This is a genomic window from Nitrosomonas marina, from assembly GCF_900110145.1.
In the GTDB taxonomy this organism is placed as follows: Bacteria; Pseudomonadota; Gammaproteobacteria; order Burkholderiales; family Nitrosomonadaceae; genus Nitrosomonas; species Nitrosomonas marina.
Genome location: NZ_FOCP01000031.1, coordinates 1 through 26,817 on the forward strand (window position 1 = coordinate 1; position 26,817 = coordinate 26,817).

At 47.0% G+C, this 26,817-nt stretch carries 28 protein-coding genes; 14 read left to right on the forward strand and 14 right to left on the reverse strand.

Annotated features, from left to right (window positions below):
• On the forward strand, positions 1 to 252 hold a 252-nt coding region (locus BMX44_RS16930), incomplete at its 5' end, for a cupredoxin domain-containing protein (protein WP_177167783.1).
• Between the two features lie 44 nt (positions 253 to 296).
• Here BMX44_RS16930 and BMX44_RS14950 read toward each other — a convergent pair.
• A complete protein-coding gene (locus BMX44_RS14950) occupies positions 297 to 725 on the reverse strand; it encodes a DUF2231 domain-containing protein (protein WP_090634516.1) in 429 nt (142 codons plus the stop codon).
• Positions 726 to 740: 15 nt separating this feature from the next.
• On the reverse strand, positions 741 to 1,085 hold the full coding sequence (locus BMX44_RS14955) for a hypothetical protein (protein ID WP_090634518.1): 345 nt from the start codon (positions 1,083 to 1,085) through the stop codon (positions 741 to 743).
• A 140-nt stretch (positions 1,086 to 1,225) separates the two neighbouring features.
• On the opposite strand from BMX44_RS14955, the gene BMX44_RS14960 reads away from it, so the two are divergent.
• The 3 genes from BMX44_RS14960 to BMX44_RS14970 all read left to right on the forward strand — a co-directional run bounded on the left by BMX44_RS14960 (position 1,226) and on the right by BMX44_RS14970 (position 3,353).
• A complete protein-coding gene (locus BMX44_RS14960; RefSeq protein WP_090634520.1) occupies positions 1,226 to 1,894 on the forward strand; it encodes a helix-turn-helix transcriptional regulator in 669 nt (222 codons plus the stop codon).
• 279 nt (positions 1,895 to 2,173) lie between these two features.
• Positions 2,174 to 2,740, forward strand: a complete 567-nt coding sequence (locus tag BMX44_RS14965; RefSeq protein WP_090634521.1) for an RNA polymerase sigma factor — start codon at positions 2,174 to 2,176, stop codon at positions 2,738 to 2,740.
• Positions 2,724 to 3,353 carry a cupin domain-containing protein gene (locus BMX44_RS14970; RefSeq protein WP_090634523.1) on the forward strand — a complete coding sequence of 210 codons (630 nt, stop codon included), beginning with the start codon at positions 2,724 to 2,726 and terminating at the stop codon, positions 3,351 to 3,353. Before BMX44_RS14965 ends, BMX44_RS14970 begins: the two co-directional genes overlap by 17 nt.
• Before the next feature lie 54 nt (positions 3,354 to 3,407).
• Here BMX44_RS14970 and BMX44_RS14975 read toward each other — a convergent pair whose 3' ends face one another.
• From BMX44_RS14975 to BMX44_RS16935, 3 genes are all read right to left on the reverse strand, one after another.
• Complete coding sequence (locus tag BMX44_RS14975; RefSeq protein WP_090634526.1) at positions 3,408 to 4,664, reverse strand: hypothetical protein; 1,257 nt, start codon at positions 4,662 to 4,664, stop codon at positions 3,408 to 3,410.
• 2 nt (positions 4,665 to 4,666) lie between these two features.
• Entirely contained in the window at positions 4,667 to 5,686 is a 1,020-nt protein-coding gene (locus BMX44_RS14980; protein WP_090634528.1) for a hypothetical protein, read from the reverse strand.
• 269 nt (positions 5,687 to 5,955) lie between these two features.
• Positions 5,956 to 6,120 carry a hypothetical protein gene (locus tag BMX44_RS16935; protein WP_177167784.1) on the reverse strand — a complete coding sequence of 55 codons (165 nt, stop codon included), beginning with the start codon at positions 6,118 to 6,120 and terminating at the stop codon, positions 5,956 to 5,958.
• Positions 6,121 to 6,930: 810 nt separating this feature from the next.
• Between BMX44_RS16935 and BMX44_RS15000 the strand changes: the two genes are divergently transcribed.
• Positions 6,931 to 7,884, forward strand: coding sequence for a peptidylprolyl isomerase (locus BMX44_RS15000; RefSeq protein WP_090634537.1), 954 nt, complete (start codon positions 6,931 to 6,933; stop codon positions 7,882 to 7,884).
• Between the two features lie 151 nt (positions 7,885 to 8,035).
• Here the strand turns inward: BMX44_RS15000 and BMX44_RS15005 are convergent, their stop codons facing one another.
• A complete protein-coding gene (locus BMX44_RS15005; protein ID WP_245738963.1) occupies positions 8,036 to 8,968 on the reverse strand; it encodes a LysR family transcriptional regulator in 933 nt (310 codons plus the stop codon).
• Between the two features lie 145 nt (positions 8,969 to 9,113).
• Between BMX44_RS15005 and BMX44_RS15010 the strand changes: the two genes are divergently transcribed.
• Entirely contained in the window at positions 9,114 to 9,989 is an 876-nt protein-coding gene (locus BMX44_RS15010; RefSeq protein WP_090634541.1) for a pirin family protein, read from the forward strand.
• A gap of 26 nt (positions 9,990 to 10,015) precedes the next feature.
• Positions 10,016 to 10,390, forward strand: a complete 375-nt coding sequence (locus BMX44_RS15015) for a DoxX family protein (RefSeq protein ID WP_090634543.1) — start codon at positions 10,016 to 10,018, stop codon at positions 10,388 to 10,390.
• Between the two features lie 24 nt (positions 10,391 to 10,414).
• Here BMX44_RS15015 and BMX44_RS15020 read toward each other — a convergent pair whose 3' ends face one another.
• The gene (locus BMX44_RS15020) at positions 10,415 to 11,515 is read right to left on the reverse strand and encodes an aminopeptidase (protein WP_090634545.1); all 1,101 of its coding nucleotides are present in this window, start codon (positions 11,513 to 11,515) and stop codon (positions 10,415 to 10,417) included.
• A 279-nt stretch (positions 11,516 to 11,794) separates the two neighbouring features.
• Between BMX44_RS15020 and BMX44_RS15030 the strand changes: the two genes are divergently transcribed.
• The 4 genes from BMX44_RS15030 (at position 11,795) to BMX44_RS15045 (ending at position 18,712) form a co-directional block, all read left to right on the forward strand.
• Positions 11,795 to 13,213, forward strand: coding sequence for an efflux transporter outer membrane subunit (locus tag BMX44_RS15030; protein ID WP_245738964.1), 1,419 nt, complete (start codon positions 11,795 to 11,797; stop codon positions 13,211 to 13,213).
• Positions 13,214 to 13,255: 42 nt separating this feature from the next.
• Complete coding sequence (locus BMX44_RS15035; protein WP_245738965.1) at positions 13,256 to 14,500, forward strand: efflux RND transporter periplasmic adaptor subunit; 1,245 nt, start codon at positions 13,256 to 13,258, stop codon at positions 14,498 to 14,500.
• Positions 14,497 to 17,607: an efflux RND transporter permease subunit gene (locus BMX44_RS15040; protein WP_090634549.1), complete on the forward strand. Its 3,111-nt coding sequence runs from the start codon at positions 14,497 to 14,499 to the stop codon at positions 17,605 to 17,607. Before BMX44_RS15035 ends, BMX44_RS15040 begins: the two co-directional genes overlap by 4 nt.
• A 217-nt stretch (positions 17,608 to 17,824) precedes the next feature.
• On the forward strand, positions 17,825 to 18,712 hold the full coding sequence (locus BMX44_RS15045; protein ID WP_090634551.1) for a patatin-like phospholipase family protein: 888 nt from the start codon (positions 17,825 to 17,827) through the stop codon (positions 18,710 to 18,712).
• Positions 18,713 to 18,945: 233 nt separating this feature from the next.
• Here BMX44_RS15045 and trbK read toward each other — a convergent pair whose 3' ends face one another.
• A complete protein-coding gene (gene trbK, locus BMX44_RS15050) occupies positions 18,946 to 19,143 on the reverse strand; it encodes an entry exclusion lipoprotein TrbK (protein WP_090634553.1) in 198 nt (65 codons plus the stop codon).
• 393 nt (positions 19,144 to 19,536) lie between these two features.
• Here trbK and BMX44_RS15055 point away from each other — a divergent pair, with 393 nt between their 5' ends.
• On the forward strand, positions 19,537 to 20,517 hold the full coding sequence (locus tag BMX44_RS15055) for an endonuclease/exonuclease/phosphatase family protein (protein WP_090634554.1): 981 nt from the start codon (positions 19,537 to 19,539) through the stop codon (positions 20,515 to 20,517).
• A 260-nt stretch (positions 20,518 to 20,777) separates the two neighbouring features.
• On the opposite strand, the gene BMX44_RS15065 is transcribed toward BMX44_RS15055, so the two are convergent.
• From BMX44_RS15065 to BMX44_RS15085, 5 genes are all read right to left on the reverse strand, one after another.
• The gene (locus BMX44_RS15065; protein WP_090634557.1) at positions 20,778 to 21,107 is read right to left on the reverse strand and encodes a c-type cytochrome; all 330 of its coding nucleotides are present in this window, start codon (positions 21,105 to 21,107) and stop codon (positions 20,778 to 20,780) included.
• Between the two features lie 33 nt (positions 21,108 to 21,140).
• Complete coding sequence (locus BMX44_RS15070; RefSeq protein WP_090634559.1) at positions 21,141 to 21,467, reverse strand: c-type cytochrome; 327 nt, start codon at positions 21,465 to 21,467, stop codon at positions 21,141 to 21,143.
• A 110-nt stretch (positions 21,468 to 21,577) separates the two neighbouring features.
• On the reverse strand, positions 21,578 to 23,515 hold the full coding sequence (locus BMX44_RS15075; protein ID WP_090634561.1) for an ATP-binding cassette domain-containing protein: 1,938 nt from the start codon (positions 23,513 to 23,515) through the stop codon (positions 21,578 to 21,580).
• A gap of 153 nt (positions 23,516 to 23,668) precedes the next feature.
• Positions 23,669 to 24,094 carry an Hsp20/alpha crystallin family protein gene (locus BMX44_RS15080; protein WP_090634562.1) on the reverse strand — a complete coding sequence of 142 codons (426 nt, stop codon included), beginning with the start codon at positions 24,092 to 24,094 and terminating at the stop codon, positions 23,669 to 23,671.
• Positions 24,095 to 24,225: 131 nt separating this feature from the next.
• Positions 24,226 to 24,960, reverse strand: a complete 735-nt coding sequence (locus BMX44_RS15085) for a DUF2490 domain-containing protein (RefSeq protein WP_090634564.1) — start codon at positions 24,958 to 24,960, stop codon at positions 24,226 to 24,228.
• Between the two features lie 673 nt (positions 24,961 to 25,633).
• On the opposite strand from BMX44_RS15085, the gene BMX44_RS15090 reads away from it, so the two are divergent.
• A complete protein-coding gene (locus tag BMX44_RS15090) occupies positions 25,634 to 25,990 on the forward strand; it encodes an ArsR/SmtB family transcription factor (RefSeq protein ID WP_218143986.1) in 357 nt (118 codons plus the stop codon).
• A gap of 17 nt (positions 25,991 to 26,007) precedes the next feature.
• On the forward strand, positions 26,008 to 26,337 hold the full coding sequence (locus tag BMX44_RS15095; protein WP_090634567.1) for a hypothetical protein: 330 nt from the start codon (positions 26,008 to 26,010) through the stop codon (positions 26,335 to 26,337).
• A 186-nt stretch (positions 26,338 to 26,523) separates the two neighbouring features.
• Here the strand turns inward: BMX44_RS15095 and BMX44_RS15100 are convergent, their stop codons facing one another.
• Entirely contained in the window at positions 26,524 to 26,703 is a 180-nt protein-coding gene (locus tag BMX44_RS15100; RefSeq protein ID WP_090634569.1) for a hypothetical protein, read from the reverse strand.
• Positions 26,704 to 26,817: the final 114 nt, after the last annotated feature.

Consider the following 26,817-nt stretch of genomic DNA (forward strand, 5'->3'; position numbering starts at 1 on the left):
CGCGTCGGCACTGTCGATCTTGGCAGCGGCATTAACCCCAACAGCCTGGTCGTATGCGTCCTGGGCGCCGGCGGCAGCTGTAACAATCTCGCCGGTACCGCTGAAAAACACGGCGTTACCGTCGTCAATCTCGGTGCTGCGCTGAGCGATCCAGATACGGAAATCTACGCACGGGTTCAGGACATGGCCGGTAATACCACCGAGGTTTACCGCACGGTCGACTGGTTTTTGAATGACGCACCGACTCCGTAAAAAACAGGTCGATGGTAAAAGAATTTAACTTTTGATACGATCTGTTAATTATCCCGTTTTTGCTGAACGCCGATTGCATGTTCAAAAACGAGTCTGCCACCATACCACCCTGCAGCACACAATGACATTAGTCCCAGTATCGAAAAAAGAATTGCGGCACCACTGGGTTGCATGAGTGTTGTACCATCAAGGCGCAAAAAAAGACTGATCGAATAGAGCGACCAGCTTACCATTGCCAAAATCATATGCTGATTGGCCATCTTCATGGCATCACTTTGCTGGTCAATTCTTGCCAGCTCCAGCAATCCTGCGACCATGGCCAGAACGGCCGTGATCACCCCGATGACCAGCAGCACCCCAGCAACCCAGCCTACCTGCTCTCCGTAATACAAACTGGCAACATCACCTACAGTTGCAAAAAACCATGCGGCAATTGGAAAATGAACCAATACGGGATGCAAGGGGTGTGTCATAATGAAGTTCCTTTTTTATAATCCCAAGAAAACACTCAATAAAATAAGAAAGCCAACGACTGCAACGCCAGCATGAATAATAACAACATTCTTAGGAGCAACAACTTGCTTCATATGCAGCGAAGCCAGATAAAAACCGCCCAGCGCCGCCACAACAAGTAACCCGAGTGCCGCTGTTACCGCTCCCGCCGCGGAACCCTCCAAAACCATCATAATCAGCATAATCAAGCCGGTTGCGCCCAGTAAAGCATGGACAATCGATAACGGCCAAGGCGCCAGTTGCCCCGACAATACCTTGGTAGCCATAAATACACCGCCGATAGCCGCTATGGCAAAAATGACAATCGCATAGGTCAACATTCTTTCTTACCTCCCTCAAAAGAATTAAAAGTGCATACTATACTGCAGCTATTATCACTTTTACAATATTTATATGTTAAAAGTTGCAAGACTCTACATTTAATTGAAAAAATGAATAAAAAATTATTTATAATGACAGCATGATATCCACAATTTCGAGTTTAGGACAGCGTCAACAGGCGCTGCTGAAGGTTTTGCTTCACCATCGCAGGGGATTAACAATCGATGAATTGGCCGGTCTGCTCGACATATCCCGCAATGCAATTAATCAACACCTATCCAGCTTGGGTGGCAGCGGTTTTATTCAAAGCACCTTGCTGCACAGCACAGGCGGCAGACCCAGCAAAATATATATGCTGAGCCCCAGCGGTCTTGAACTTTTTCCCAGAAACTATGCGCTGCTGGCCAGTACCCTGCTTGGCTGGCTCAGAAAAAACCTGAGTGAAAATGAACTGGAATCCTGCCTGGAAGAGTTAGGTCAACAAATCGCGCTGGAATTCACTGGGCGTGTCGGCAAACACCCGTCACTAACGAACAAAGTCCACGAAGTAGTCTCGATATTGCAAGAATTGGGCTATGACGCAAGCACTGCACATAACTCTGATTCTTATGCCGAAATCGTTGCCAACAACTGTGTCTATCATAGAATCGCGGAAGAATGTCACAATGTCTGCACCTTGGATTTGAGCCTGCTTACTTCCCTGCTGAACGCCGATATTGAACATAAAACATGCATCGTAAGAGGCGGCAAAAACTGCTGTTTTGGCGTGTCGACAAAAGCATCGCCGTGCTCATCGAATCAGAATTAAATACGTGTTATTCAACCAACTCAGGCATCTATCCCAGCCCAGATTAGAAAAACTGAAAACAACACCCTCAACCAAAGCGTTTATTACTAAATCAATTCGGAACCAATAGCACAATTCATATGTTCCAATGCGAACCGGCAAACGTTCGTGTACGTAACTACTGTTAAATCAGTATACGAAATAGCGACTTCAACGGTATCATGTCATGCAGATAAAGATCGTGTCTGTTTTAGCTCAGGCACGTTACGCTCCGTCATTCAATCGAAGTGGAAATGCATTGTGGACATTGATACACAATTAATGCAGCAGATAGCAAACAAGGAACACCATGCGCTGGCGCAGATATATGAGCGCCATGTGACACAAATGCTGGCGGTTGCATGCAGAATACTGAAATCCCGCAAAGATGCCGAAGATTTGATTCATGATGTATTTCTTGAAATCTGGAACAAGGCCAGTGATTTTGATGATAAACGCAGTTCGGTCCGGACATGGATTCTGATGCGGGTGCGTAGCCGTGCAATTGATCGGCTGCGTCAACTTGCGCGTACGCAAAAATTTTTTTCGTCAGATGCTTACGATGAATCCGATGCGATTCAGACAACCGAGCCGGCACCGGATCAATTAGCCGAATGGCGGTGTGCGCGTTCCGCTGTCGAACAACTGCCCGAGTCACAGTACACCGTTATTGTGCTAAGTTACTATGAAGGTTTAACATGTACGGAAATTGCCGAGCGATGCCGAATACCGGTCGGCACAGTGAAATCCAGGTTATCAGCCGCAATCCGGCATTTGCGCGGTGCATTGGAATCGAGTGGAGAAAAAGCACATGCCAGACCACGATAATAAACTGATCGAGTATGCGTTAGGTATTCTCGATGAAAAAACCGCAGAAACGCTGCAGGCTGAAATCGACTCATCCGCTCAGAACAAGTCAGCATTGCGGGATATCGAGCATGTATTGACGTTGCTGGCCGAATCAGAACAGCCACTTGCGCCCTCACAAAACCTGAGAGAGCGCATCATGCAATCCGTCCAGCACGAAACACGATTTACCGGATTTTTAGACCGGCTATGCATTTTTTTTGATTTGAACCAGGAATCCATTAAAGAACACTTATCCACTCTGAATCATGTGTCAGCAGAAGCCTGGCAGCTCAACGCCTTTCCTGGCACGCATTTATACCATTTTGAAGGGGGGACACAGATTGCCGAAAATGCTGATTGCGGGCTGGTCTACGTCGAACCTGGTAAAATGATTGCCGCTCACCGGCATCTGGGCGACGAATGGTCGTTCATACTTCAGGGCCAGATGAAAGAAGTCAACGGCGCAGTCTATCACCCGGGCGATTGCATACACCGGCCCGCCGGATCGGTGCATGCACTGCAATCTGTTGGAGAGAAACCACTTGTTTTTGCCGCTGTGTTAATTGAAGGTCTGGAATTTGTTGTGGATTAGAATAATAAGGCAATCTTGCATAGAGTGATACATGACTGATGAAACAGTCATATTTTACTCTTTCTTATTAATCGACCTACACTTTACAAATTCTTTGTAAGCTGACCAATCCAAAAAATACTCATCAGGGTTTCCTCCACCCAGCCAATTCCCCATATCATTGTCGCAATCTCCATGCTCCCAGGTAAGATCGCGGTGTGTTTTCCAAGGGTTGGTCATAGGCATTCCTTGATAATCTTCCCCACTTAAATCCTTGTACTCTTCTCCGCCTTCGTGCTTGTACCAAGTTTTCCCGAAAGCATGGATTAATTCATGTGCTGCAACATTTTCAGCGTTTATGTCTTTGCTACTTATCAAAATTACCGGAAGCTTCCCCATATTTGCAGAAGCTTTTACAATACGATCGTAAGATTTGATAGCTTTATATTCATCAACGAAAAAAACATATATGCCAGTCTTTCTTAGATGCCGCCACATACGTTTGTAAATTGTAACCACGGCATCATGATATGGACTCCATTCCGGATTCTTTCGGGGACCGTCAAGACTCGCAATAATATCTTTCTGACCCTTCAATGCCTGTATTGCCTTCTGTCGCGCATGTTTTCTTTTAATCCTCGCAATCGTTTTATCGACATCCAGTTTACGAAGATCCAATTCAATACAATATTTCTTAAACCAATTTATAGCTTCATTAAGCTTTTCATTGCATTTATCTATCGTCCAGCTCGAACCCAAGAGAACCCAATAAATGGGTATAGATTTTGTGTTCGGTATGTTTATCATCACTTGAGTGTCACAGTGAACTTTACCTCGTCTTTTGTTTAAAAATTTTTGTGAGCAAGTTCCGGACGGAACGCACCAATACACAGGCGAAGGTAAACAAGCTTCGAGAAAGCACGTATTCGTGACCAGCGCCGATAATGGACGTGCATCGAACCATTGCAACCCTGCGGCGGAGTGCACCGGCAGAGTCAGGTTGACCGTTGCATCCGTCAGATAAAACGGCTGCGTTATATCCCTACTCCCCGATGCTGCTGAAAAACCGGCAGATTCCCATTCCGTTGTTTCCAGCGTATATGGACAGGGATCATTGTCAGCAGCGCATGTGTCTATTGGAGTATAAGACAATAACGGATCGGGCAGGACGCTTTGCGCCCACTGCTTGAATCCTACTGGCACTGGAGCGTGCTGCAACAGTGTTCTGGCAGCCTCCTTGTTGTATCGCAACACTGGCTGTTTTATTCCTGACGCAACCGCATCCTGTAGACGCACACCGGAAAAATTTCCGGTCAATAATTTATCGGCCATGGTTATGCTCCTTGGATATCAAAATCAATTAATGGACCGCGGTGTGCCGGAATCACGGCGTTTTTGATCACGGCAAGACTGCTGGCGCTGCCAAGTGCAATGCTGGCGGGCATTGTTACATGGTAGACCAGCGTGGACCCATCCGGCAGCATTGTCGAACGCGTCACGAACAGCCCTGTATCCAGCGCTGCGGGCGTCATGCCATGAAGATTGTTTTCACCCATGGAAAAAAACCAGATGTTGGTGCCTATTCCGGTGCTGTCAGACGCCAGTGGATTTTCCGGTACGGGTTCCCCGTCCGGCGTGTCCGGGCTGCCGCTCAGATTCTGATTCAGGTCGTTGACATAAACTGGCGCACCGTCAACAGTTAAAACACGTTCTCCCTGATTTTCATTGCGCGGACATGGAAAAATCATGTCGGTGTACTGCGGCGTCAGCCCACGCGTCCAATGCGCCGCATGAATCGCGCGCTTACCGATGCTGTTGGTAAACAGTACCGTGCCCCGACCATCGTTGGTGCGCACCAGCTCCTTACCCTGTTCCAGCGCTTCCAGCGTAAGCGGATTAAAACCGAGATCCAGTACCCGCGACGAATCGACCAATCGATGCAAACCATCAAATTCACCAGTATTTGCTGAATCGCCCGATTCGAACAATGTCCAGAACTTGTATAGAAGTTCACGGATAGCCAGTGCCATTTGAACAGATACCTGGTCGTTGACATTCGATGAAAAAATATCCTGGGCTTTATACGAGACCCGGAACTGCGTGGCAATCTCGGCGAATGAAAAGACGCGAGATGCATCATTAGGCATTTTTGTGTCCTCGACTATCCCCTCTTCAAATCCAATTGTAACGCCGGGCTGCAACACTGGCGTTGTAGTGTAACGCAGCGCATCGCCGGCAACCGGATAAAAAGGAAATACGCTGGCCAGTTGAATGCGAAACGGAAAATCTTCAATCAGCCATTTTGCCTGAACGTCATTTGAAAGCAACCGTGCATTATTGCCAATAGTAGACATGATAATCTCCTTACTAAAGTATTAAATCCCGTGGGATTGAAAATCAATCTGACCAGAAAAGAACATTTCGCATTTGCAGCATTGCCGACCTCGGGATCAGCCGTTGCCATAATTCGGTATTGCCGACAGCCTGTTTGGAAAAAGGCTTTGACTGGCATGACGATCTCCGAAAACATGAAAAAGTTCGAAAAAACCGGTCTGTTCATTCAGAACACGAAATTCGTTCCGGCTTTATCAGTTATACGATTGATAACCCAAAACGGTTCGATTCAGTTCAAATTACCGGCTGCGATCTGATTGTCATGCTGCGCCATTGCAATGGCTTGTTCTGTGATGACGAATAAGAAAGCTGATCCTAAAAGAGTGTGGACGACTAGCATGGCAATCCCATTTTTGTCGCACAGATTGCCAAGCTGATCAACAGCAATCACCATGGCTCACCTCTTGCGTCAAAAAACGGTCTTTAGCACTGTTCAAGTTAAGAAGCAGGCAGATTGAGAATTGCTGCCGTATCGTTTTAACCCCGGGGACTGCATACGATGCAGCCGGGTTTGTTTGATCCAACGCGAACAGAGTATGCGAATTCACATGCTTAGCAGCGCTCTTGCCACAAATACAGTCTATATACCTGTAATTGAGAATAACGTGAGGAACATAGCACTCAAGACAGTTGATTGCTTTCAGTTTATTGAAGCAGCATCTGCTGATCGAGCAGATAACCAGGCTTCAAGCGGTTTAACTGATCATGTTCGTACAATATCAAATAAATGGGGCTGATACGGTGACAAACAGCACCGGAATAACGCCCTTTGGCCCTTTGGCCTTTGGCGTCGCAATGCAGGAGATACAGTACTTTGTTATAGAGACTATCCAGTCACTCCTGATAATTGTCGGTTTGCGTGATCGCCAAATTAGTTCAATGACGTCCAGCAATGTTGGCAAATACAGGCAGGTCTTTTATCTACACATTCGGTGCAACAACATGATCAGTGCATACCTGAGACGCGACAAGTGCGCGTAATGCTGCATTTATCATTCATCATGGCCGTAAAGCAAGCAGTGGACCCGGCATCATGGGCAAATACTTACCCATCTGGACTGCCGGCTGGCTACTTTAACTGTAAAATGGGATTGTTAACAAAAAACCAAATGGACCAGAAAAATTCTGGCATGTCATCCCGCTTTTCGGATATATTCGGTTTTTCCCATACAGCAGTAATTCTTTACAATCATCTTTATTTTTTATGATCATCAATCTGTCAGACATCCCTTCAATCCAAAGCTTCACAAAAATTATCGTTGCCTTGAGTATGGTGCTCAGCGCAAACACGGCAACAGCAAATCCGGTTGCCTGTTTTAACACGAACGTGGGTGGTTTTTGTATGGAATTGCTTGAACAGCAGGCACCTCTGACGGTTACAAATTTTATCCGTTATATTGACAGTGGCGCTTACCTGCAAAATATTTTTCACCGCAGCGAACCGGGTTTCGTAATTCAGGGGGGCGGTTTCAAAGTAGCCAGTAATAATTCCCAGGTGAATGTGACGCCGATAACTACGTTTGAACCTGTTGCAAACGAATTTGGCCTTTCCAATACACGCGGCACAGTAGCGATGGCCAAGCTGAGCAGTGATCCAGACAGCGCTACCAGCCAGTGGTTTGTCAATCTGGCTGATAACTCCGGACCTCCGGCGTTCCTGGACACTCAAAATGAAGGCTTTACCGTATTTGCAAAAATTCTGTATGACGGCATGGCTGTATTTGATACGATTGCTGGCCTGCAGCGCGTCAACTTTGGTGGTGCATTATCGAGCACGCCTACAGTAGATTTTGACGTGTCTGAACCGGTTCAGGTGAAAAATTTTGTAATGATAAATGCTGTCGAATTACACGACGTTACTGCAGTTTTTGACAAAAACGCGGTAACCTTTATTGTAAATACCGGAGGCAACGATAGCTATTCTGTGCGCCTGCAACTAGTGGCCTTGGAGCCGAATATCGTCTTTGAACTGGACCCCACCAGCGTAACGCCACTTGTAGCCGGGTCCGCAAATATGGCAGCATTTTCCGGTCAAAACAGAACATTGGTAATTCCGTCGGTTATCGTCGACGAAACCACGATACTAAAAAATATAGTGATGTCGCTGAGCGATCCGGCCCGAATGCAGTTTACACTGATCAGCTTTGAACAAGAATAAACATTTGTTAGTTAAGTTTTATACGAGAATTGAGCAATTAGCAGGTCGATAGTTTCATGTTGTATTGTAGGCATACCGACCCTCTCCTATCTGCTTGATCTCAAGTGTCCACAGAGATAGTGCCTCTCCATACGCACGATGTCGATCGCTATCATGATCGCGGCTGAAAAACCGATTCCTGCGTTGTCTGCTGCAGACAGGCATCCCAATATGGCGTTTCCTTGAAACGCTCTGCCAGAAAGTCGACAAAAGCCCGGACACGGTGAGATAGATGCCTGGTTTGTGGATACACAGCGTAAGCCGTTATTCGCGGACATTGATAATGCGTCAAGACCGGCCGCAACTCACCCCGTTCAATTTCCCGGTATACAATAAACGTGGGCAGCAAGCTAATGCCCAGTCCATTAACGGCTGCATCGCGAAGGAATTCTCCATTACCTGCTTTTAAATAAGGATGTATACGTACTTTGATTTGCTGATCGTTCTTATCGTGCAGATGCCAGTGATTGAAGTCGCGTAACAGGTTATATACCAGACATTGATGGTTTTCCAAATCAGCAACTGTCTCGGGCTCCCCTTTGCGTTCCAGGTAAGCCGGGCTTGCACATATCACAGCATGTATATCTGCGATACGGCGCGCGATCAGACTGGAATCAGCAAGATTTGCAATACGAACTGCCAGATCAAAACCTTCGGTCACCAAATCGACCTGCCGGTCGTTAAAATCAAGATCAAATTCAATTTGCGGATGCAGGTGCAAGAATTCATCAATCGCAGGCCCCAGATGCATTAAGCCGAAACTGAGCGGCAATGCAATACGCAGGCTACCTTTGAGTGTACCGTGCGCCTGGGACGCAGTGTGCTCGGCTTCCTCCAGATCATCAAGGATACGCACGGATTGCTGGTAGAAAGCACGGCCGGTCTCCGTAAGATTCATCTTTCGCGTTGTTCGATGAAACAGCGCCACACCCAGATGCGTTTCCAGCTCTTTCAAACGCCGACTGACTACCGATTTTGCAACATTCAACCGTTCAGCGGCGCCACTGATGCTGCCAGCATCAACGACCCGGATAAATGTATACATATTGTCAAACCGATCCATACGTATTTGTTGCTATATCGAGAACAATTATTTCCATAAATGCATGTTTATTCCTAATAATATAACAGCAATAATGTACGTGTCACAAAAAAACAGATTTGATCATTTTTAAAACGGAGGAAAAGTCATGGACATCGCAACAGATACCCTTCGATCAATTTCGGCAACAGCCACTCGAGAAGGAGCAGGCGTTACCGTATTTCGCACCATTGGCACACCTCGATTACGAGAGCTTGATCCGTTTCTATTGCTGGATCATATCGACAGCGACGACCCGGATCACTATGTCGCTGGATTCACATCTCATCCGCACCGCGGTTTTGTCACCCTGACTTACATACTGGATGGCATCATGACGCACAAAGACAGTCTTGGCAACAGCGGCGATCTGGGTCCCGGTTCGGTTCAATGGATGAAAGCGGCCAGCGGCATCATCCATTCGGAAATGCCGAAGCAAAAGGATGGCCTGCTGCGCGGCTTCCAGCTATGGATCAACCTGCCGGCGGCACGCAAAATGGATCGCCCGGAATACCAGGAGTATGCGGCAACAGCTTTTCCGGTTGTTCGCACAACCGCCTATATAGTCAAAGTGCTGGTGGGCAGCTTTGACAACGTTATTGCGCCGATCAAGGATGACGTTACATCCACGTCACTTTACGATGTGCAAATACGCCCCGGTGCACGATTTCACGTCACAGCACCCGCCGGACACAATCAATTTATATATGTCTTTGAAGGCGGCGGCAAACTGCTTGGCCATGATATGGCATCCCGATCGCTGTTCATCCCCGAGATTACCGGTAGCGCAGGCAATTCAGCCGAGTTTATCGCAGGGGAGCATGGCGCCCGATTTTTGATGGCTAACGCCAAACCGATTAGCGAAACTATCGTCAGACAAGGTCCGTTTGTCATGAACACTCGAGCGGAAATTGAACAGGCTGCGCATGATTATCAAACCAATCAGCTTGTACGCGACAAAGCATTACTTCATCGAAACAAATAACCCGTAACTTACCAAAGGATATTTAAATGAAAAAAATCGGCGAACTAACCGCGCGCATACTGTTGGCCCAAATATTTTTTCTGGCTGGCTACAGCAAAATCGGCGGATATGAAAATACACAAAGCTATATGAATGCGATGGGCGTACCCGGCGAACTGCTGCCGCTTGTCATTCTGCTCGAACTCGGGGGTGGACTAGCACTCTTAGCCGGTTGGAAAACCCGCTGGATATCGATCATACTGGCATTTTTCACTATCGCAGCCGCAGCACTTTTCCATAATGACCTCAGTGATCAAATGCAGCTCATTATGTTCAAGAAAAATATTGCTATCGCAGGTGGTTTAATACTGCTTGCTGTGTACGGCGCAGGTACTTACAGCATTGATCGCTGGCGACGCTGACAATTCATGCTGAATAGCTGTCCGTCATTGAGGCTGCTGTGTAATCATGCCGGCAAGACTGCTTTGCCGGCTGGTATGGACCGCCTTTTGCAGCGCATCAGCACGTTCTGGCCGGGGAAGCTTACTGATTGTTCTGACCTCAGCAAAAAAACGCGCCATATCGCCATCCTGCAATATAAGCAGTGCCTGAAAGGCAGGAATTAATTGCGTATATACGGACACAGTCGCCAGGCGTGCGTTGTTGAGCGGTTTAACAAACCAGTTCTCATAACCGCCCAAACCGGGTCTGCTACTTTTCAACAATAAAAACTGAGCACGAAGATCGTTTAAAATATGCGTTTTGGCTACACGTTTCTCGGCATCGCTGACATCCTTCTCATACAATGTTTTGAGACGCTCACGATGACTTATAACAAGTGTACTGAAAGCTGTTTGCATATCACGCCGGGCACGGTATGCCGCATATTCTTCGGATTTCCCCTGATGGGCAAGCCAGCGTCGTATACCTTCCTGTTCGACCAGCGTAGCAAAAGATTCATTGAAGACTGTATCACCCGGTACATAAACAACCTGATGCGCCAGTTCATGAAAAATCAGGCGCGCCAGTTCCAGCTCGGAGCGGATGAATGTATTCAATATGGGATCATTAAACCACCCCAGTGTGGAGTATGCCGGCACGCCACCAACATGGACATCGTAACCTTGTGCTCGAAGGCGGCTGGCAAAACGTTCGGCTCTTGCCTGCGAAAAAAATCCACGGTAACTTACGCAACCAGCTTTGACGAAGCACCACTGTTTCAGTCGGACAGAAAACTCTGGCGCCGCGACAACATTCCAGACTGCATAAGGTCTTTCCAAATCAGCATAGCGGGTATAGCTTTGATTGTCAGGCAGTTGAAGTTCCTCACTGGCGAATTTTCGCATTGCTTCGGCCAGACTGAGAATCTGTTTCAAATCCGAGTCAATATCGGGGCTGTCGATGATGCTACGGATCGGTTCGGCGCGCCGCATGACGTCCATATGGCCGTTTACTGCCTGTGCATAGTAGGTCAGATTGGCACAGCTACCCAGCAACACAATACTGATAACAGCAACAAAGGGCTTGAAAATATTCGGTATCCGCATTGTTTATCAAAACCGTCGTTATCAAACTCAATACCAGCTATTGTCAGCTGGATTTTGTATTTGATCGACTTGTATATACTGATCTTATTTATGAAAAACTCCAAACTTTTGCTTGGGTCTGTATTTATAGTATATCTGCTGTATCAAGTAAACTTAAAGGCCAGCAGTTTCAGTCACACAAAAACACTGGAATCAAACAAAAGACAAAAATGATAATATTCAGACAATTGCCTGAAGCACTGGACTAATTATTTCAAACGCACTTCTACAGTTTTTTTCATGATGCTACTCTTTCAACAACACCGGACGCGCATTACCATTTTACTTCTCTGCCTGTTCCTGACGGCCTGCGCTATGGGTCCGGACTACAGACGTCCTGCGCTTGAAGTGAATGAACAATTCCGAATGACAGAACATGAAGGGGAGTCAATCGCGACACTGCCATGGTGGGAATTTCTGCAGGATGAAACACTACAGAAATTAATACTAGAGGCGCTGATGAACAATCAGGATCTGAAACAGGCTACCGCCCTTGTTGAAGAATTTCAGGCACGCTCACACATTGCACGCATGGATTTTCTGCCAAAACTGGATGGCAGCGTTAACGCCCCGTTTTTTGGTACGCTCGGCGGATTTCCCCGCGCAGGATTCCCGACCGATTTTAACTACTTCGGCATGGGCACATTAAACTGGGAAATTGACATCTGGGGCAGAATCCGGCGGTCAAACGAAGCAGCGCGCGCAGATCTGTTTGCACAGGAGGAAAATCGCCGTGCAATCATACTCATGCTCATCAGCACAGTCGCCCAGACTTACTTTGATCTGTTGCAATATGACATGCAACGGAACATCGCGCATCGCGCATTGGCCTCCTGGGAAGAATCTGTCGCAATTTCCCGGGCGCAACTGAAAGGCGGCCTGATTTCTCGTCTCGACCTGGACCAGTTTGAAGCCGAACGTGCAAACGCAGTTGCCCGCTTGGCCGAGTTTGATCGTCTGATTGTCAACAAAGAAAACGAACTCAATGTGCTACTGGGCAGAAATCCGGCACCGATAATACGAGCGCAGTCTTTAATCCAACAGCAAATTCCGCCTGAAATTCCAGCGGGATTGCCATCAGAGCTGTTACAGCGTCGCCCGGACATTCTGCAGGCCGAACAGGCATTATCAGCAGCAACCGCCCGCATCGGCATGACAAAAGCCATGCGTTTTCCCCGTTTCTCGATAACCGGGCTGATGGGTGTAGCCAGTCCCGCATTGTCCAATCTTTTGCTTTCGGATTCAGATTTTGGCACGGGTGGCGTAGGTCTTGCCACGCCATTGTTCAATGCAACTATTCTGGGTTTCGAGCAACGCGCTGCCGAAGCCCGGGTTACGCAGGCACTGGCGAATTACAGACAAACCATTCTACTCGCTTTCAGAGAAGTCGAAGACGCACTTATCACGATTCAAACCGCCAGCGAGCAGCGCAAAGCCCGTCAGAAACAGGTCGAAGCACTGCGATCCGCATTACATGTCGCGGATTTGCGTTACAAAAGCGGTATCACGAGTTATGTCGATGTATTGCTGGCCAAGCGTAATTTATTTGAGGCGGAATTTTCACTGACTGAAACGCATCGCCTGCACCTGGTATCAATTGTTCAATTATACAAAGCGTTGGGCGGAGGATGGCCCCATGAAAACGAAACCAGTGAATAAAGCCGATAGTCTTTTATCAGCTTAAAAAATGTACGAGCAAATATGAAAACAGACAATAACAGTATACTTAATATTCAAATCATGACATTCGAACCTATTATTAATCCGGATAAAATCTTTCTCAGGATTTTATCGTTCGGGCTTTGTCTGATACTAATTGTCGGTTGTGCTGCGGATGAAGCCACAGAAAAAAATTCACCACCGCCCCAGGTCGAAGTAATTACGGTTTCAGCACGAACCGTTCCCGACGAGCCCGAATTTATCGGGCGGACAGAAGCTTTTCGCCCTGTCGAGATACGATCACAGGTCTCCGGAATCATCAAGGAAGTTTTATTTACTGAGGGCCGGAATGTTAAAAAAGGGGATAGGCTCTACTTGATTGACCCCGTGCCTTTTAAGGCGATCTATCAGGCCATGAAAGCGAAAGTGGCGCAACATAAGGCTCGCCTGGTTCAGGTCAAGCAGAACCTTGCGCGCGTACAACCGCTACTCGAGGAACAGGCTGTCAGCCAGAAAGATGTTGATGATGCGATAGCCGACGTACTCAGCGAAGAAGCTGCATTGGAAGCCGCTCAGAACGATCTCGTCAAGGCCAAATTCGACCTGGATAATACTCGTATTGAAGCACCTGTCGACGGTAGAGTAGGCCGCAGCAACTATTATGAAGGCCAGTTGGTCTCAGCCCAGACAACGCTGCTCACTACAGTAGATCAGCTCAATCCGATGTATGTCAGCGTCAATGTTCCGGAAAGTTATATTCTTCGGCGACGCAAGGAACTGGCGGAAAAAAAAATAGAACGACCGGACCTGTATCAGTTGCGGGGCGTGATGACATTTGCCGATGGCAGTGTGTATAAGGAAGAGGGCGTTCTGGATTTTACCGCAGTCACGATTCGACCCGAAACCGGCACACTGCAGGGCCGCTTTAGATTTCCGAACCCATCCGGCTATTTCGTACCGGGATTGTCAGATTTTCTGCCGGGGCAGTTTGTCAAGGTTCGCCTAATCGGTTACGTACGGCCAAATGCCATACTGATTCCACAGCGCGCGGTACAGCACGGCGTTAACGGAGCGTTCGTCTACGTGATCGACGAACAAAACACAGTCGAGCTGCGCCCGGTGAAGGCCAGTATGTGGTACGACAACGACTGGCTGATTGAAAGCGGCATCGAACCCGGTGAACGCGTCATGGTAGCGGGCTTTCACCGCGTTCAGCCGGGAGTTCAGGTTACTGTCACCACACATGATACACCCGAGGAAAAAACAGGCACTCAGAATACGTTATGAATCCACGATTTTTTATTGAACGACCGGTATTTGCATCGGTATTGTCCATACTCATCGTTATAGTCGGTCTGGTTTCGTCACAAAAACTGCCAGTGGCGCAATTTCCACAAATTGCGCCACCCATGATACAGATTGAAGCCGACTATCCGGGTGCGAGCGCGGAAGTTGTAGCCGAATCGGTGGCGCGTCCAATTGAGGTACAGCTGCCGGGAATCGACAATCTGCTGTATTATGATTCCACCAGCACTAATGACGGACACATGGTGATGCGTCTGACATTTGAAATCGGAACGGACGTTGATATTGCACAGGTCCAGACGCAAAACCGGCAAAAACTGGCCGAGCCGCAGTTACCGGATGAAGTGATCCGTCAGGGCATAACAGTTAAAAAAATGTCGCCCAATCTGCTTGCGGTTGTTGCTCTCAATTCCACCGACCCCAAGCACGATCCTGTCTATATCTCCAACTATGCCTTGATCCAGGTACTGGATAATATCAAACGCATCCCCGGCGTGGGTGACGCAGTTGTTTATGGTGCACAGAACTATGCCATGCGACTGATCCTGGACCCGGTGCGAATGGCACAGCTCAACATTACTCCCACCGAGATTGCCAACGTAGTACGTGAACAAAACCGGGATTTTCCGGCGGGCAGAGTCGGTCGAGAGCCAACCGAGAAAAGAACGGAGCTGACTATTCCTGTAATCACCAGTGGTCGCATGAGCGAAGTTCAGGAATTCGAGGAAATGATTATCCGGGCATACCCTGATGGTTCCATGGTGCGCATGCGCGACGTTGCCAGCGTCGAACTTGGCGCCCAGTCCTACGATCTCGAAGGACGCTGGAACGGCATTCCCAATACGTTTCTACTGACTTTTCTCGCACCCGGTGCAAACGCACTTGAAACTGTAAAAAAAGTGCGCGCAGAAATGGCAAGACTCGCAAGCAGTTTTCCGACAGGCATGTCATACGATGTGCCCTACGACACAACACAATTTATTGAAGTTTCAATCAACGAAGTTTTTAAAACACTGATAGAAGCTTCAATTCTGGTCATTTTTGTAGTGTTCCTGTTTTTGCAAAGCTGGCGTGCGACCCTGATACCCGCAGTTACAGTACCCATTTCACTGATCGGCGCTATGGCAGGCATGTATGCACTCGGTTTTTCGATCAATACGCTGACACTGTTCGGGATGGTACTGGCAATCGGTATCGTCGTCGACGATGCCATTATTGTAGTCGAGAATGTTGAGCGTAATATCACCAAAGGCGGACTGTCGCCCAAAGACGCAGCTATCAAGGCGATGAACGAAGTGACCGGTGCGGTAATCGCCTCAGTACTGGTCTTGGCAGCTGTATTTGTTCCCGTTGCATTTCTGGAGGGCATCACTGGACAGCTGTACAAACAGTTTGCCATCACTATTGCCGTTTCGGTTGCTATTTCCGGATTTGTTGCACTGACGCTGAGTCCTGCGCTGTGTGCTCTGGTACTCAAACCGGGTCATGACGCTCCAAATAAATTCTGGAAACTGTTTGACCGTATATTTGGATGGATGCAAAAACGTTATGTCAGGACAGTCGATGCGATATTGAAACGCTCATTTATCGCAATTGCGTTTTTTGCGGTCTTGATCGTGGTTGCAGCCGGCTTGTTCCAGACTATCCCGAAAAGTTTCCTGCCCGAGGAAGATCAGGGTTATTTCATTACAATCTTTCACTTGCCCGAAGGCGCTTCGAAAGCCAGAACCATCGAAGTAGTCGAAAAACTTGAAGATTATTTCACATCAAATCCGGCAGTACATTCCACCGACGTACTGGCAGGCCAGAATTTCGTCTTCAATACACGCGGTACCAATCAGGCAACCATGTTCGTACCGTTGCATCACTGGGATGAGCGTCAGGATCAGAGTCAGCAGGCCCAGGGGCTTATCAATGCAGCATTCACAGAATTTGCAAAAATTCCCGACGCGCTGATCCTCGCTTTCAATCCACCGGCAATACCCGGCCTGGGGGCCACGGGTGGATTCTCGTTACAGCTGCTGGATCCAGTCAGCCGCGATTTTGGTGAATTTGCAGCAGCAGCGCAAGAATTTACTGCGAGAGCGACCGAACACCCCGCAATTGCCAAAGCCAGTACAAATTTCCGTGTCAACACACCGCGACTTTTTGCGCAGATAGATCGGGAACGGGCCAAGTCACTGGGCGTGCCGATTTCGGAAGTGTTCGATACCATGCAGGCCTATTTCGGAAACATGTATATCAACGATTTCATCAAATTCGGCAGGGTTTATCGGGTACAGACCGAAGCCCCCCCGGAATACCGCTCTAGTCCCGGGGACATCAGCAAGATTTTTGTTCGCACCCGGAATAATGCCGAGCAAACCATGGTTCCACTGGATACCGTTGTTTCTACATACTTTAGCAGCGGCCCCGACCCTGTTACGCATTTTAACGGATTCAATTCCGCCCTCATTCTCGGCGCGGCCGCCCCTGGCTACAGTTCAGGTCAGGCCATTGCCGCACTTGAGCAACTGGCCGAGGAAATACTCAAACCCGATGGTTACACTATCGATTGGGACGGCATTTCTCTGCAGGAAAAAAAAGCCGGCGGCCAGTCTGTTATGATCTTCGCATTTGCGTTACTCATGGTATTTCTGGTACTCGCCGCGCTATATGAAAACTGGTCGACACCTTTGGCGGTTATATTTATCATACCTTTCGGCGTACTTGGCGCATTACTGGCGATCTGGACACGAGAGCTTAGCAATGACGTTTATTTCCAGATCGGACTGATTACGCTGATCGGCCTTGCCGCAAAAAATGCCATACTGATCGTGGAGTTCGCAAGTCAGCGTTACGCCTCAGGTATGTCACTGACAAAAGCAGCACTGGAAGCTGCCCGCCTGCGCTTCCGGCCGATTATCATGACTTCGATGGCCTTCATTCTCGGTGTGCTGCCATTAGTGCTGGCATCCGGTGCGGGCGCGGCGAGTCGTCATTCAATCGGCACCGGCGTATTTGGCGGCATGCTGGCAGCTACATTTCTAGCCATTTTTTTCGTGCCACTGTTTTTTGTCATCACCGCCCGCCTGTCGCGTAAAACATAGCAATATAGGTTGTTTTGTCATACGGGGCAGAAGTTCTGCATTTCTGCCCGTTGCAGAAACGACAAAACTGGATCAGCGCCAACACAGAAACTCCGGTACTCGTAGCCGATCACTTTCAGAAATAAAACAACAAAACTCAGTATCATTGCCCGTTCACTGGTCAAGACACTCCCGTTCATGGATAATGTCGCCCTTTGTAACAGGATTCGGCTAATTTATGAAAAAAACCGTATCACTTGTATTGGGCAGTGGCGGAGCACGTGGACTGGCACATATCGGGATTATTCACTGGCTGAAAGAGAATGGTTACGAGATCAAATCCATCACTGGCTGCTCCATGGGCGCACTCGTCGGTGGCATATATGCTTCTGGAAAACTGTCGGAATTCGAGCACTGGATTAAGGCAGTCACTAAAATGGATATCATTTCGCTGCTTGATATATCATGGAGCACAACTGGTTTTTTTAAAGGTGATAAAGTCATCAATACATTGGTTGACCTGGTAGGTAACCAGTTGATCGAAGATCTCCCGGTGCGATATACCGCGGTAGCCGCTGATATTACAAATGAAAAAGAAATATGGATAAATTCCGGAGAACTGTTCAACGCCATTCGGGCCTCAATATCGCTGCCGATGCTGTTTACACCCTATAATTACAAAGGAGTCAACTTGATTGACGGGGGTGTGCTAAATCCGGTCCCCATCGCACCAACCTTTGGCGATGGAACTGATATAACCATCGCAGTCAATCTGTGCGGTCCACCCAAAAACACGCCGACGCCGGATGAGAGGCCGGTCAAACTACCCAACGAGTCGGATAGTTTTCATGAAAGAATCGCGAGTTTTATCAAAAATCTTCAGCAAAAAGTTGTTTTGAAAGACGGTATTGATCTGGATGCTTATGATGTGGTTAATCAAGCAATCGATGCCATGCAAAGCACAATCGCCAGGCAGAAGCTGGCAGCTTACCCTCCAGACCATACAATTGAAATTGCCAGGAATGCATGCGGCACACTGGAGTTTGAGCGCGCTTCAGAAATGATCGAACTGGGGTACCGGAAAGCAGCGGAAAATCTGGAATCAATTTCCTCCGGCGACGACTGAGCGAATAAGACTGCCGGCATAGCTTTATGGCTACGCAAAATTCACATTGTCATATCGCTTGCCTAAAACAGAACAATCATCAACGAATGGTTTTGAAGAAAACTGTGTAAGCCAGGCTAAAAAATCTGTTTATCAATCTCATTGCCTGCTTTTGTTGTACCCCAGTTTGTTCCGGCTGTGATCGAAACAACACCGGAACAGTCGCTGGGATAGTATCTGGTTTGATGCGCAGTTTATTGCTCTTGTGACAGCGCATTGCATTTGTCTAGAAATGCCTGTCTTGCTGCTTCGTCATTCTTAAAGGCAGTCAACGATTGCTCCATTCCTCTCCCCGAGCAATTCACCACGTTCGCCTCTGGCACACTGTCGCATCCAAACAAGACAATACTCAGTCCGATGGCGCAGATAGTGCTGTATTTTTTAAGATTCATAAATATCTCCCTATTGTGTGCATTCTAAAAATTTTTTTAGCTATACGGCCAACCCTAACCAGATGACTATTTTACAGTTCACCATTACCGGTTTGCACTTATATCAAAAATCGTTATTTTACCCGAATCCTCACAGCCTGAGTCATCGATTAAAATCAACCCGTCGTAAACAAAAATCTGACGTTGTCTTTTCAGAGTAACTTGTTGTCTGTGGTTCTGACCACGTTGTTAACCACCCAGGATATAAGCAGTTCTCCGAACAGCCGCTGACAGTGGTACGATAAATTATCTTTTCCCGATATATCAGCGTTTGTATAGCGATCAGGTATACAGGATTGATGAAAAATTTTATCCTATTCAACAGATCATGCGACTACGAATGGAGAATCAATTATGAAACAACTATGGTTTGTAATATTGCTGGGCATTCTGGGTATATCAGGTTGCAGCGGATTGCCGCCGGATTCTGGAGGAGGTACACAGTTAAATAGCTGTAATGACGTTGCAGATCGTGGACACTTAAATTTATTGACAATCAATCTGTTGTTTTCCGAGACCCGGACGCGTGATTCACGGCTGGAGGCAATCGCTGAATTTGCTTCAGATACATCGCTAGACGTTATTCTGTTACAAGAAGTCGCCGGCGGCGTTTTGGCAGGAACCGCCAACAGCGCGCTTGATCTTCAAGGTAAGCTGCGTGAACGGGGGCACGCATACGATCTGCAAACCGCGTTTGAAACTGGACTGCCGGGACTTTTAATGGTAGCAAACGCGGTTCTGTCCCGCTGCGAAATTGATTTTAAAATGACGAAACGGTTGCCCAAAGCTTCAGAACTGGAATTCAAGGGACATGACATCAAACTACCCAGAAATGTGATGATGACACGCCTGAAAATTCCCGAACTCGGATTTATCAATGTATACAATACGCACTTATGCGCGCAATGCAGTGCCGATGAACTAGGTGCTCAACTTCAGGTATTGTTAACGTTCATTAATGATACCGAGCGTAATTATCCACAAACTAATCCGGTTATTCTTGGCGGTGACTTTAATATTGATCGCTTCCGGACCGATCCGTTTGAAGAACGCACATATTATGACAGTATTATTGAAACTGGCTTCACTGATGCTTATGCAAATGGAAGGCCCCTGGAAAAATTGTGCGAGAATACAGTAATTGCCGACCAGCATTGTACTGTAGGTGTTTCCACTCTGGATGCCGGTGACTCTGCGAGGCGCATTGATTATTTTTTTGTTAAGACACCAGGTCGCATTCTGCAAAGCAGCGTTGTATTTAATGATCTTGTCGATAAAAATCAGGTCGGCGTATCAGATCATGCGGGTGTTTTTGTTTCAATCGAGCTGCCCTGAGAAATGCTGCCATGGCGTGTGACAGAAAACCATACTCAAGCTAATGTGTACAATAAATCCGGAATTGACAGATACACAATTGTTTTACACTTTGATTCAAAATATGCCTTAACAGAATTAAACAACGCAGAAATAAAAAACGGAATGTGGCTGCATCGCAATTCGTCCACATTCCGTTTATAGTCAGCACTCAGAAGTATTATTTAATATCAATTAGCTAAAAATTAATATTATGTTGCATTCTTATATTTTTTTGATTTTTATTTATTTGAATTCAATTTACCTGGCAGGCTAGAATAATAGAAAGCAAGATTTTCAATATCATCATTGCTTAAGGCGGCCGCCATTCCGTTCATGACTGGGTCGGTACGATTGCCGGATTTATAATCTTTTAAAACTTTTTCAAGGTATGTTCTGTGCTGACCACCAATATGTGGAAAATTTGGCGCCGGGCTGTTTCCGTCTATGCCATGGCAGGATGCGCAGACTTCAGCAGCTTTGTTTTTACCTGCATCAATATCAGCCGCAGCAGCGTTTCCAAATAGTATCAAAGCTGCGCCACTAAGTGTCGCAATCATAAATTTCTTCATAATTCCTTCTTCCCTCTATAGATGATGACTTAATTAGTTACTTGCGTAGAAAGCAGCGAGATCTTTAATGTCCTGATCTGAAAGAGTTTTTGCTAACGCCGTCATGGAAGGGTGACTGCGTGTGCCATCTCTGTAGCCTTCAAGTGATTTGACGATATATTCAGCATGTTGCCCGCCAATCTTGGGTACATGATAAGTTGTAGGGAAAGCGGTACGATATCCCTCAATCCCATGGCAGCCAACACACATTGAATTCAATTCCTTTCCAGCAGCCGCATCACCTTCAGCTTGAGCATTGCTTGATAAAAAGAACAGCATGCTCGAGGCAAGTAATAAATTAATCATTATTTTTTGTTTCATTGTAAGCCTCCTCCTCTCAAAAGCTAAACTTTATACGAAGTGCTCAATTTGGTCAATGAAAAAACGAACTATGTCCATGTTGTTTATAGGGAAATTGACCTTGCATGCCATTAGATTCGTTGATTGATTTTACACGATTTTGCTTCCAGTTTTTCCCATCTTTCGAGACATTCAGCCAGCTCTTTTTCTATGGCTGAGAAGCGTAATTGCAGTGTCTTTGCTTCATCTGGATTATTCCGATAAATATCGGCATTGTTTAAATACTGGGCGATATTGGCCTGCTCCTGCTCAAGTGTATCAATTTTGTCCGGTAAAGCATTTAGCTCCCGGGTTTCCTGATAACTCAGCTTGTCGGTTCGCGATAATGATTTGTCTGTTCTTTTACCTGGAGAAGAATGCTTCTCGGTCTGTTTGACCGCATTGTCAGTCGCAATCACCGGTTTTTCAATTAGATGATCACGAAGCCACTCGGCGTAACCTCCCACATATTCGCGTAACACACCTCGACCTTCAAAGACAATGACCTGGGTGACGACATTGTCGAGAAATTCTCGATCATGGCTGACCAGAAAAAGTGTGCCAGCATAATTCTGCAGCAGCTCTTCCAGCAATTCCAGTGTTTCAATATCCAGATCGTTTGTCGGTTCATCCAGTATGAGTATATTGGCCGGACGGGTAAACAAACGTGCCAGCAGCAGGCGATTGCGTTCTCCACCGGAAAGCGATTTAACACGTGAACGCGCGCGTTGCGGTGGAAACAGAAAATCTTCCAGGTAACTGATTACATGTTTGCGTTTTCCATTGATTTCAATGAACTCAGACCCCTGGCTGATTGTCTCGACTAATGTCATTTCATCATCCAGCTGCTCACGCATTTGGTCGAAATAAGCAATTGACATCCTGGTCCCTTGCCGAACCTGCCCGGAGTCCGGCCCCATTTCACCAAGTATCAGTTTAAGCAGTGTCGACTTTCCTGCACCGTTGGGACCTAGCAAGCCCACACGATCCTTGCGCATTATTCGGCAGGAAAAATCGTCAATAATCGTTTTATCGCCGAATGTTTTGCTGACATGCGTCAGTTCTGCAACCAGTTCACCCGACTGATCACCCACATCAACCTGAAGACTGGCCTTGCCAACACGCTCCCTTCTTTGCGCTCGCTCCTTGCGCAGCGTTTCAAGTCGTCTGACCCGCCCTTCATTACGCGTACATCGTGCCTGAACACCTTTGCGTATCCATATTTCCTCTTCAGCCAGAAACTTATCAAATTTCTGCCGCTGTGTCGCTTCTATTTCCAGAATTTCATTCTTTTTAGACTGATATGCCGCAAAATTTCCTGAAAATGACGTCAAGACACCTCGATCGAGTTCAATGATCCGTGTTGCCACATTATCCAGAAAACGCCTGTCATGCGTGACAAATAAAACGCTGCCTGAAAAACCCTGCAGAAAAGCTTCCAGCCATTCTATGGATGCGAAATCCAGGTGGTTTGTCGGTTCATCCAGCAACAACACATCGGGTGAAATAACAAGCGCGCGCGCCAATGCAACGCGCTTTCTCAATCCGCCTGACAACTGTTCAACACATGCGTCTGCAGACAGACTCAGCTTATCAATTACGGTTTCAATTCTGGCCTGAATATTCCACCCATCCTGCGCATCCAGTGCGTTTTGCAATTCCTGAAGCCGTTCAAGCATCGACTCCGTATCGTTTTCACTATCGGTTAACGCATGAGAGACAGTATGATAGTCCAGTAATGCCTGGCTGATATCGCCCAAACCGTTTGAGACTTCCTGATAAACCGTATTGGTGTCCGTTAAGGCCGGTTCCTGTGCAACATACGCCACTTTCAGGCCGGGCGCGCACCAGAGTCTGCCGTCATCCAGCTTGATGCTGGCAGACAAGATTTTCAACAAACTGGACTTACCGCCGCCGTTTCTGCCGATTAAACCGACGCGCTCGCCCGGATCAAGCTGAAAATTGGCCTGATCCAGCAATGCATGATGTCCGAAGGCCAGGCAGGCTTTCTCCAGCGTAATTAAAGGCATAAAAAGGAAATGTACTTGATTAGCAGATAAAACGAAGCGGCTTGTTGCCAAGCCTAATAGGCTAATTATGACATGGTTTAATAAATAAAGAAAAAGGAGCCGAGCTGGCTGATTGATGATCCTGTGCCGACTCCTTTGCGTTGGCGCGAGTTGTTATTCAGCGGAAGAAACACTGATTTTTTTGGGTTGCACGTGTTCTTTTTTCGGTATGGTCAACTCCAGCACGCCATGTTTGGATACAGCCGAAATCGCATCCGGATTTGCTGTATCCGGCAGGCTAAACCGGCGATAGAATGAACCATATGTCCGTTCGACACGTTTGTAACCATTTTTTTCCGTCTCCGCTTCGGTTTTCTTTTCACCTTTTATGGTGAGAACACCATTTTCCATGCTGATATCAATATCTTCCGGTTTCACCCCCGGAATATCAGCGTGAATAACAAACTTGTCTTTCTCTTCTTTAATATCCACAGCCGGCGCCCATTCAGCAGTTGCCGTCGAGCCTTCGGCAGCGCCACGTTCCAGTTCCTTTTGCAATTGACTTAGCAGGCCCCAGGGTTCATAACGCGTAATTGCCATTTTTTATCTCCTTTTAATAAAAAATTGATGGACTTACTACTGCATTTGATATGTGGTTTTTCAAATTTTTTTCAAGATAAAAAAGCAGATCTTTACGCGAAGATCCCGTCCATTCAATGATTTATGAGTAATTAAAAATTTAGCGGCAGCGTAATTGATAATACATGAAGCAGTTGATCGGGGCGCGGACTGCTCGACCTGCTGATATGCTGGCTCATGTAACCGGTTTCCAGGGTTATTTTCTTGTTTATCTGATAGCCGAATCCGGCAAATGCCCGGTTCTGGTTATAACCGCTTCTGACGCCTGCATCCGTCGTTTTCAGATTGACAAATATTTCGTTCCACAAAACAACGCTGATTCTTGGCGAAACAACTGGCACCGGCATTGCCAGTTTGAGCATCTGCCGGAATAAATGAGCGGCATCTGAGCCGCCCGGAACGTCAAAAAAATGCTGTTCTAAACGCGTTCTGCTGATTAATGTGCCGAATGCAAAGCTGTTACTCCACGACAGTTGCTGCCAAACAGCATGGTCGTTAAACGGACTGAGCGCCAGCGGCCGACCGGTCGGCACCCAGTCATACCCAAGCCATGCTGTGACCTTCTCGTTGAATTGATAACCGGTGCCTGCGCGTATCAATCCCTGAGACAATTGTGACGAATTGTCGCCAAAGCGCCCCTGCACAAATATTTTATATCTCAGGTTTTTCAGGTAAGGATTGTGAACAGGCAGACTGCCCGTCATTTCAAAACCGCCCCATGTATAAAAATCCTCGTCAGGACTGGCCGCAGAAACCATATCAGCCACAATCAAGCTGAACACAACAGCAATGGCATGCAGAAGGCGTTTACGCTTTGTAATTGTCATCCAAGCATCTGATTTTGATAATCATGTCTATATTCCCTGAACGGTACGAATTTGCCTGACAGCCTGGGCTTTCAAGCACAAATTGGGGTCAGGTCTTGTAATGCAGTACTCGTTGGCTCCTGTCTTTTTAACAATCCGGTCCGGCTAACCGCAGCATAATGCAACCCAAATTCGTCCGCGGTGGCTTTCATCGTATAGCCACCCGTTTGATAGGCTGCGGCAATTCCCTCATTTCTGTCACTAAATGACGAATAATACCAAAGCGGCCTGGCCCGTACTCTTCTCTGCACGCGTGGAATTTCACTGATGTTTTAATCGATTTGCACAAATTGATGCATGTTTTTGACAAACGCTTCATCGTCTGGATAGTCAGACCTGAAAAAGTTTCTGCTTATGCCTAACGTTAAGTTAAGCCGACCGTGGGCAACTGTCATTCAAAATTGTACGCGGCTCGTCCGAATACACAAACTAGAAACTCGGGCTTAACCACGTGCCCGCGGGTCGACTGGAACGACAGTTAGACACGTTCATAAAACCAAACCGCATTCACCTTAGTACCCGGACCATTCACATAGCCCGTGTATGGACGAGGACTACTTAGCGTCTAAAGCTTGCCTTCTCCAATACTTCGGAATAAACTGCAAACATATGAATAATTGTTCATATGTTTGCCATGAAAATTGAACCTTGCAACCATACACATGATGAAAGTTCTGTCTCACAAATAGCAGAACGCTTGCTGTCTGACCGCCAGATTGCACGACTATATGAACTGTATAAGGCTCTGGGTGATCCAACCAGAATCAAAATCATCTCAGCACTCGCTGTCAGTGAGTTATGTGTTCACGAAATTGTGCAGTTGATTGGGGTATCACAGTCCGCGATCTCGCACCAACTTCGTGTATTGCGTAGCGTTGGGCTGGTTACTTATCGCAAAGAAGGCCGGCATGTGATCTACAAATTGGATGATGAACATGTCCAGGCGATTTTCGATTATGGACTTGAGCATATCAATCATCAGAATCAATAAATCACAAGGAGAATGTAATGACACACAAAATCCATACCCCTCATACACATACACACACCGAATTCTGTGGCCATACACGCATCCAACATGGTGACCATGTCGATTATTTGCATGATGGACACTTGCATCATGCTCACGCCGATCATTACGATGAACACGTCATCGAGGTGGACGAAACCAATCCGGCTGAATGCGCGCCGACAGATTGCAAATGTGATCACATCGACTGTGGGCACGAACTCGTACCACATGGCGACCACTACGACTTTTTGGTAGATGGTCGCTTGCATCACAAGCATGGTGATCACTGCGATGACCATGGTTCAATTACTGTTGTCGGGGCGTGATGGCAAAAAACCCTGAGATTTTTCGTAGATAGTCGTTATTTGATCTTTGATCGCGCAACGGCGGAAAAGGATCTTACTTGATTGGTGGCTCCAAATAACCTGCAGTAAGAAACAGCGGCCTAACATCCGGCATCAGCGGCCAAATTGCAAGCGTAGCGGTCAATTTGATCCGTCTGCACGTCATTGTTATGCGGGTGACTCATTGTATGCAGATCTGCGCCATTTCCATTCTGCTGCAACTTTCTTTCCCTCTTTTACTTTTACTGAATAGTCGCAGTTATAGGCAATTCTGGAATCGTCTGAACCCTGCAATGCGGATCGTTCTGCAGTGATATCAAATTCTGGGTAAGCGTCCAACCCCGCCATCTATAAATTAGAATCAGATCTGTTTATCCTCGGGCATTTTCAAAGGAGGATGAGCGATGACAACACAGGAACAACAGTTACGTCATATCAGGGCGTGGCAGTCGAGCGGGTTGT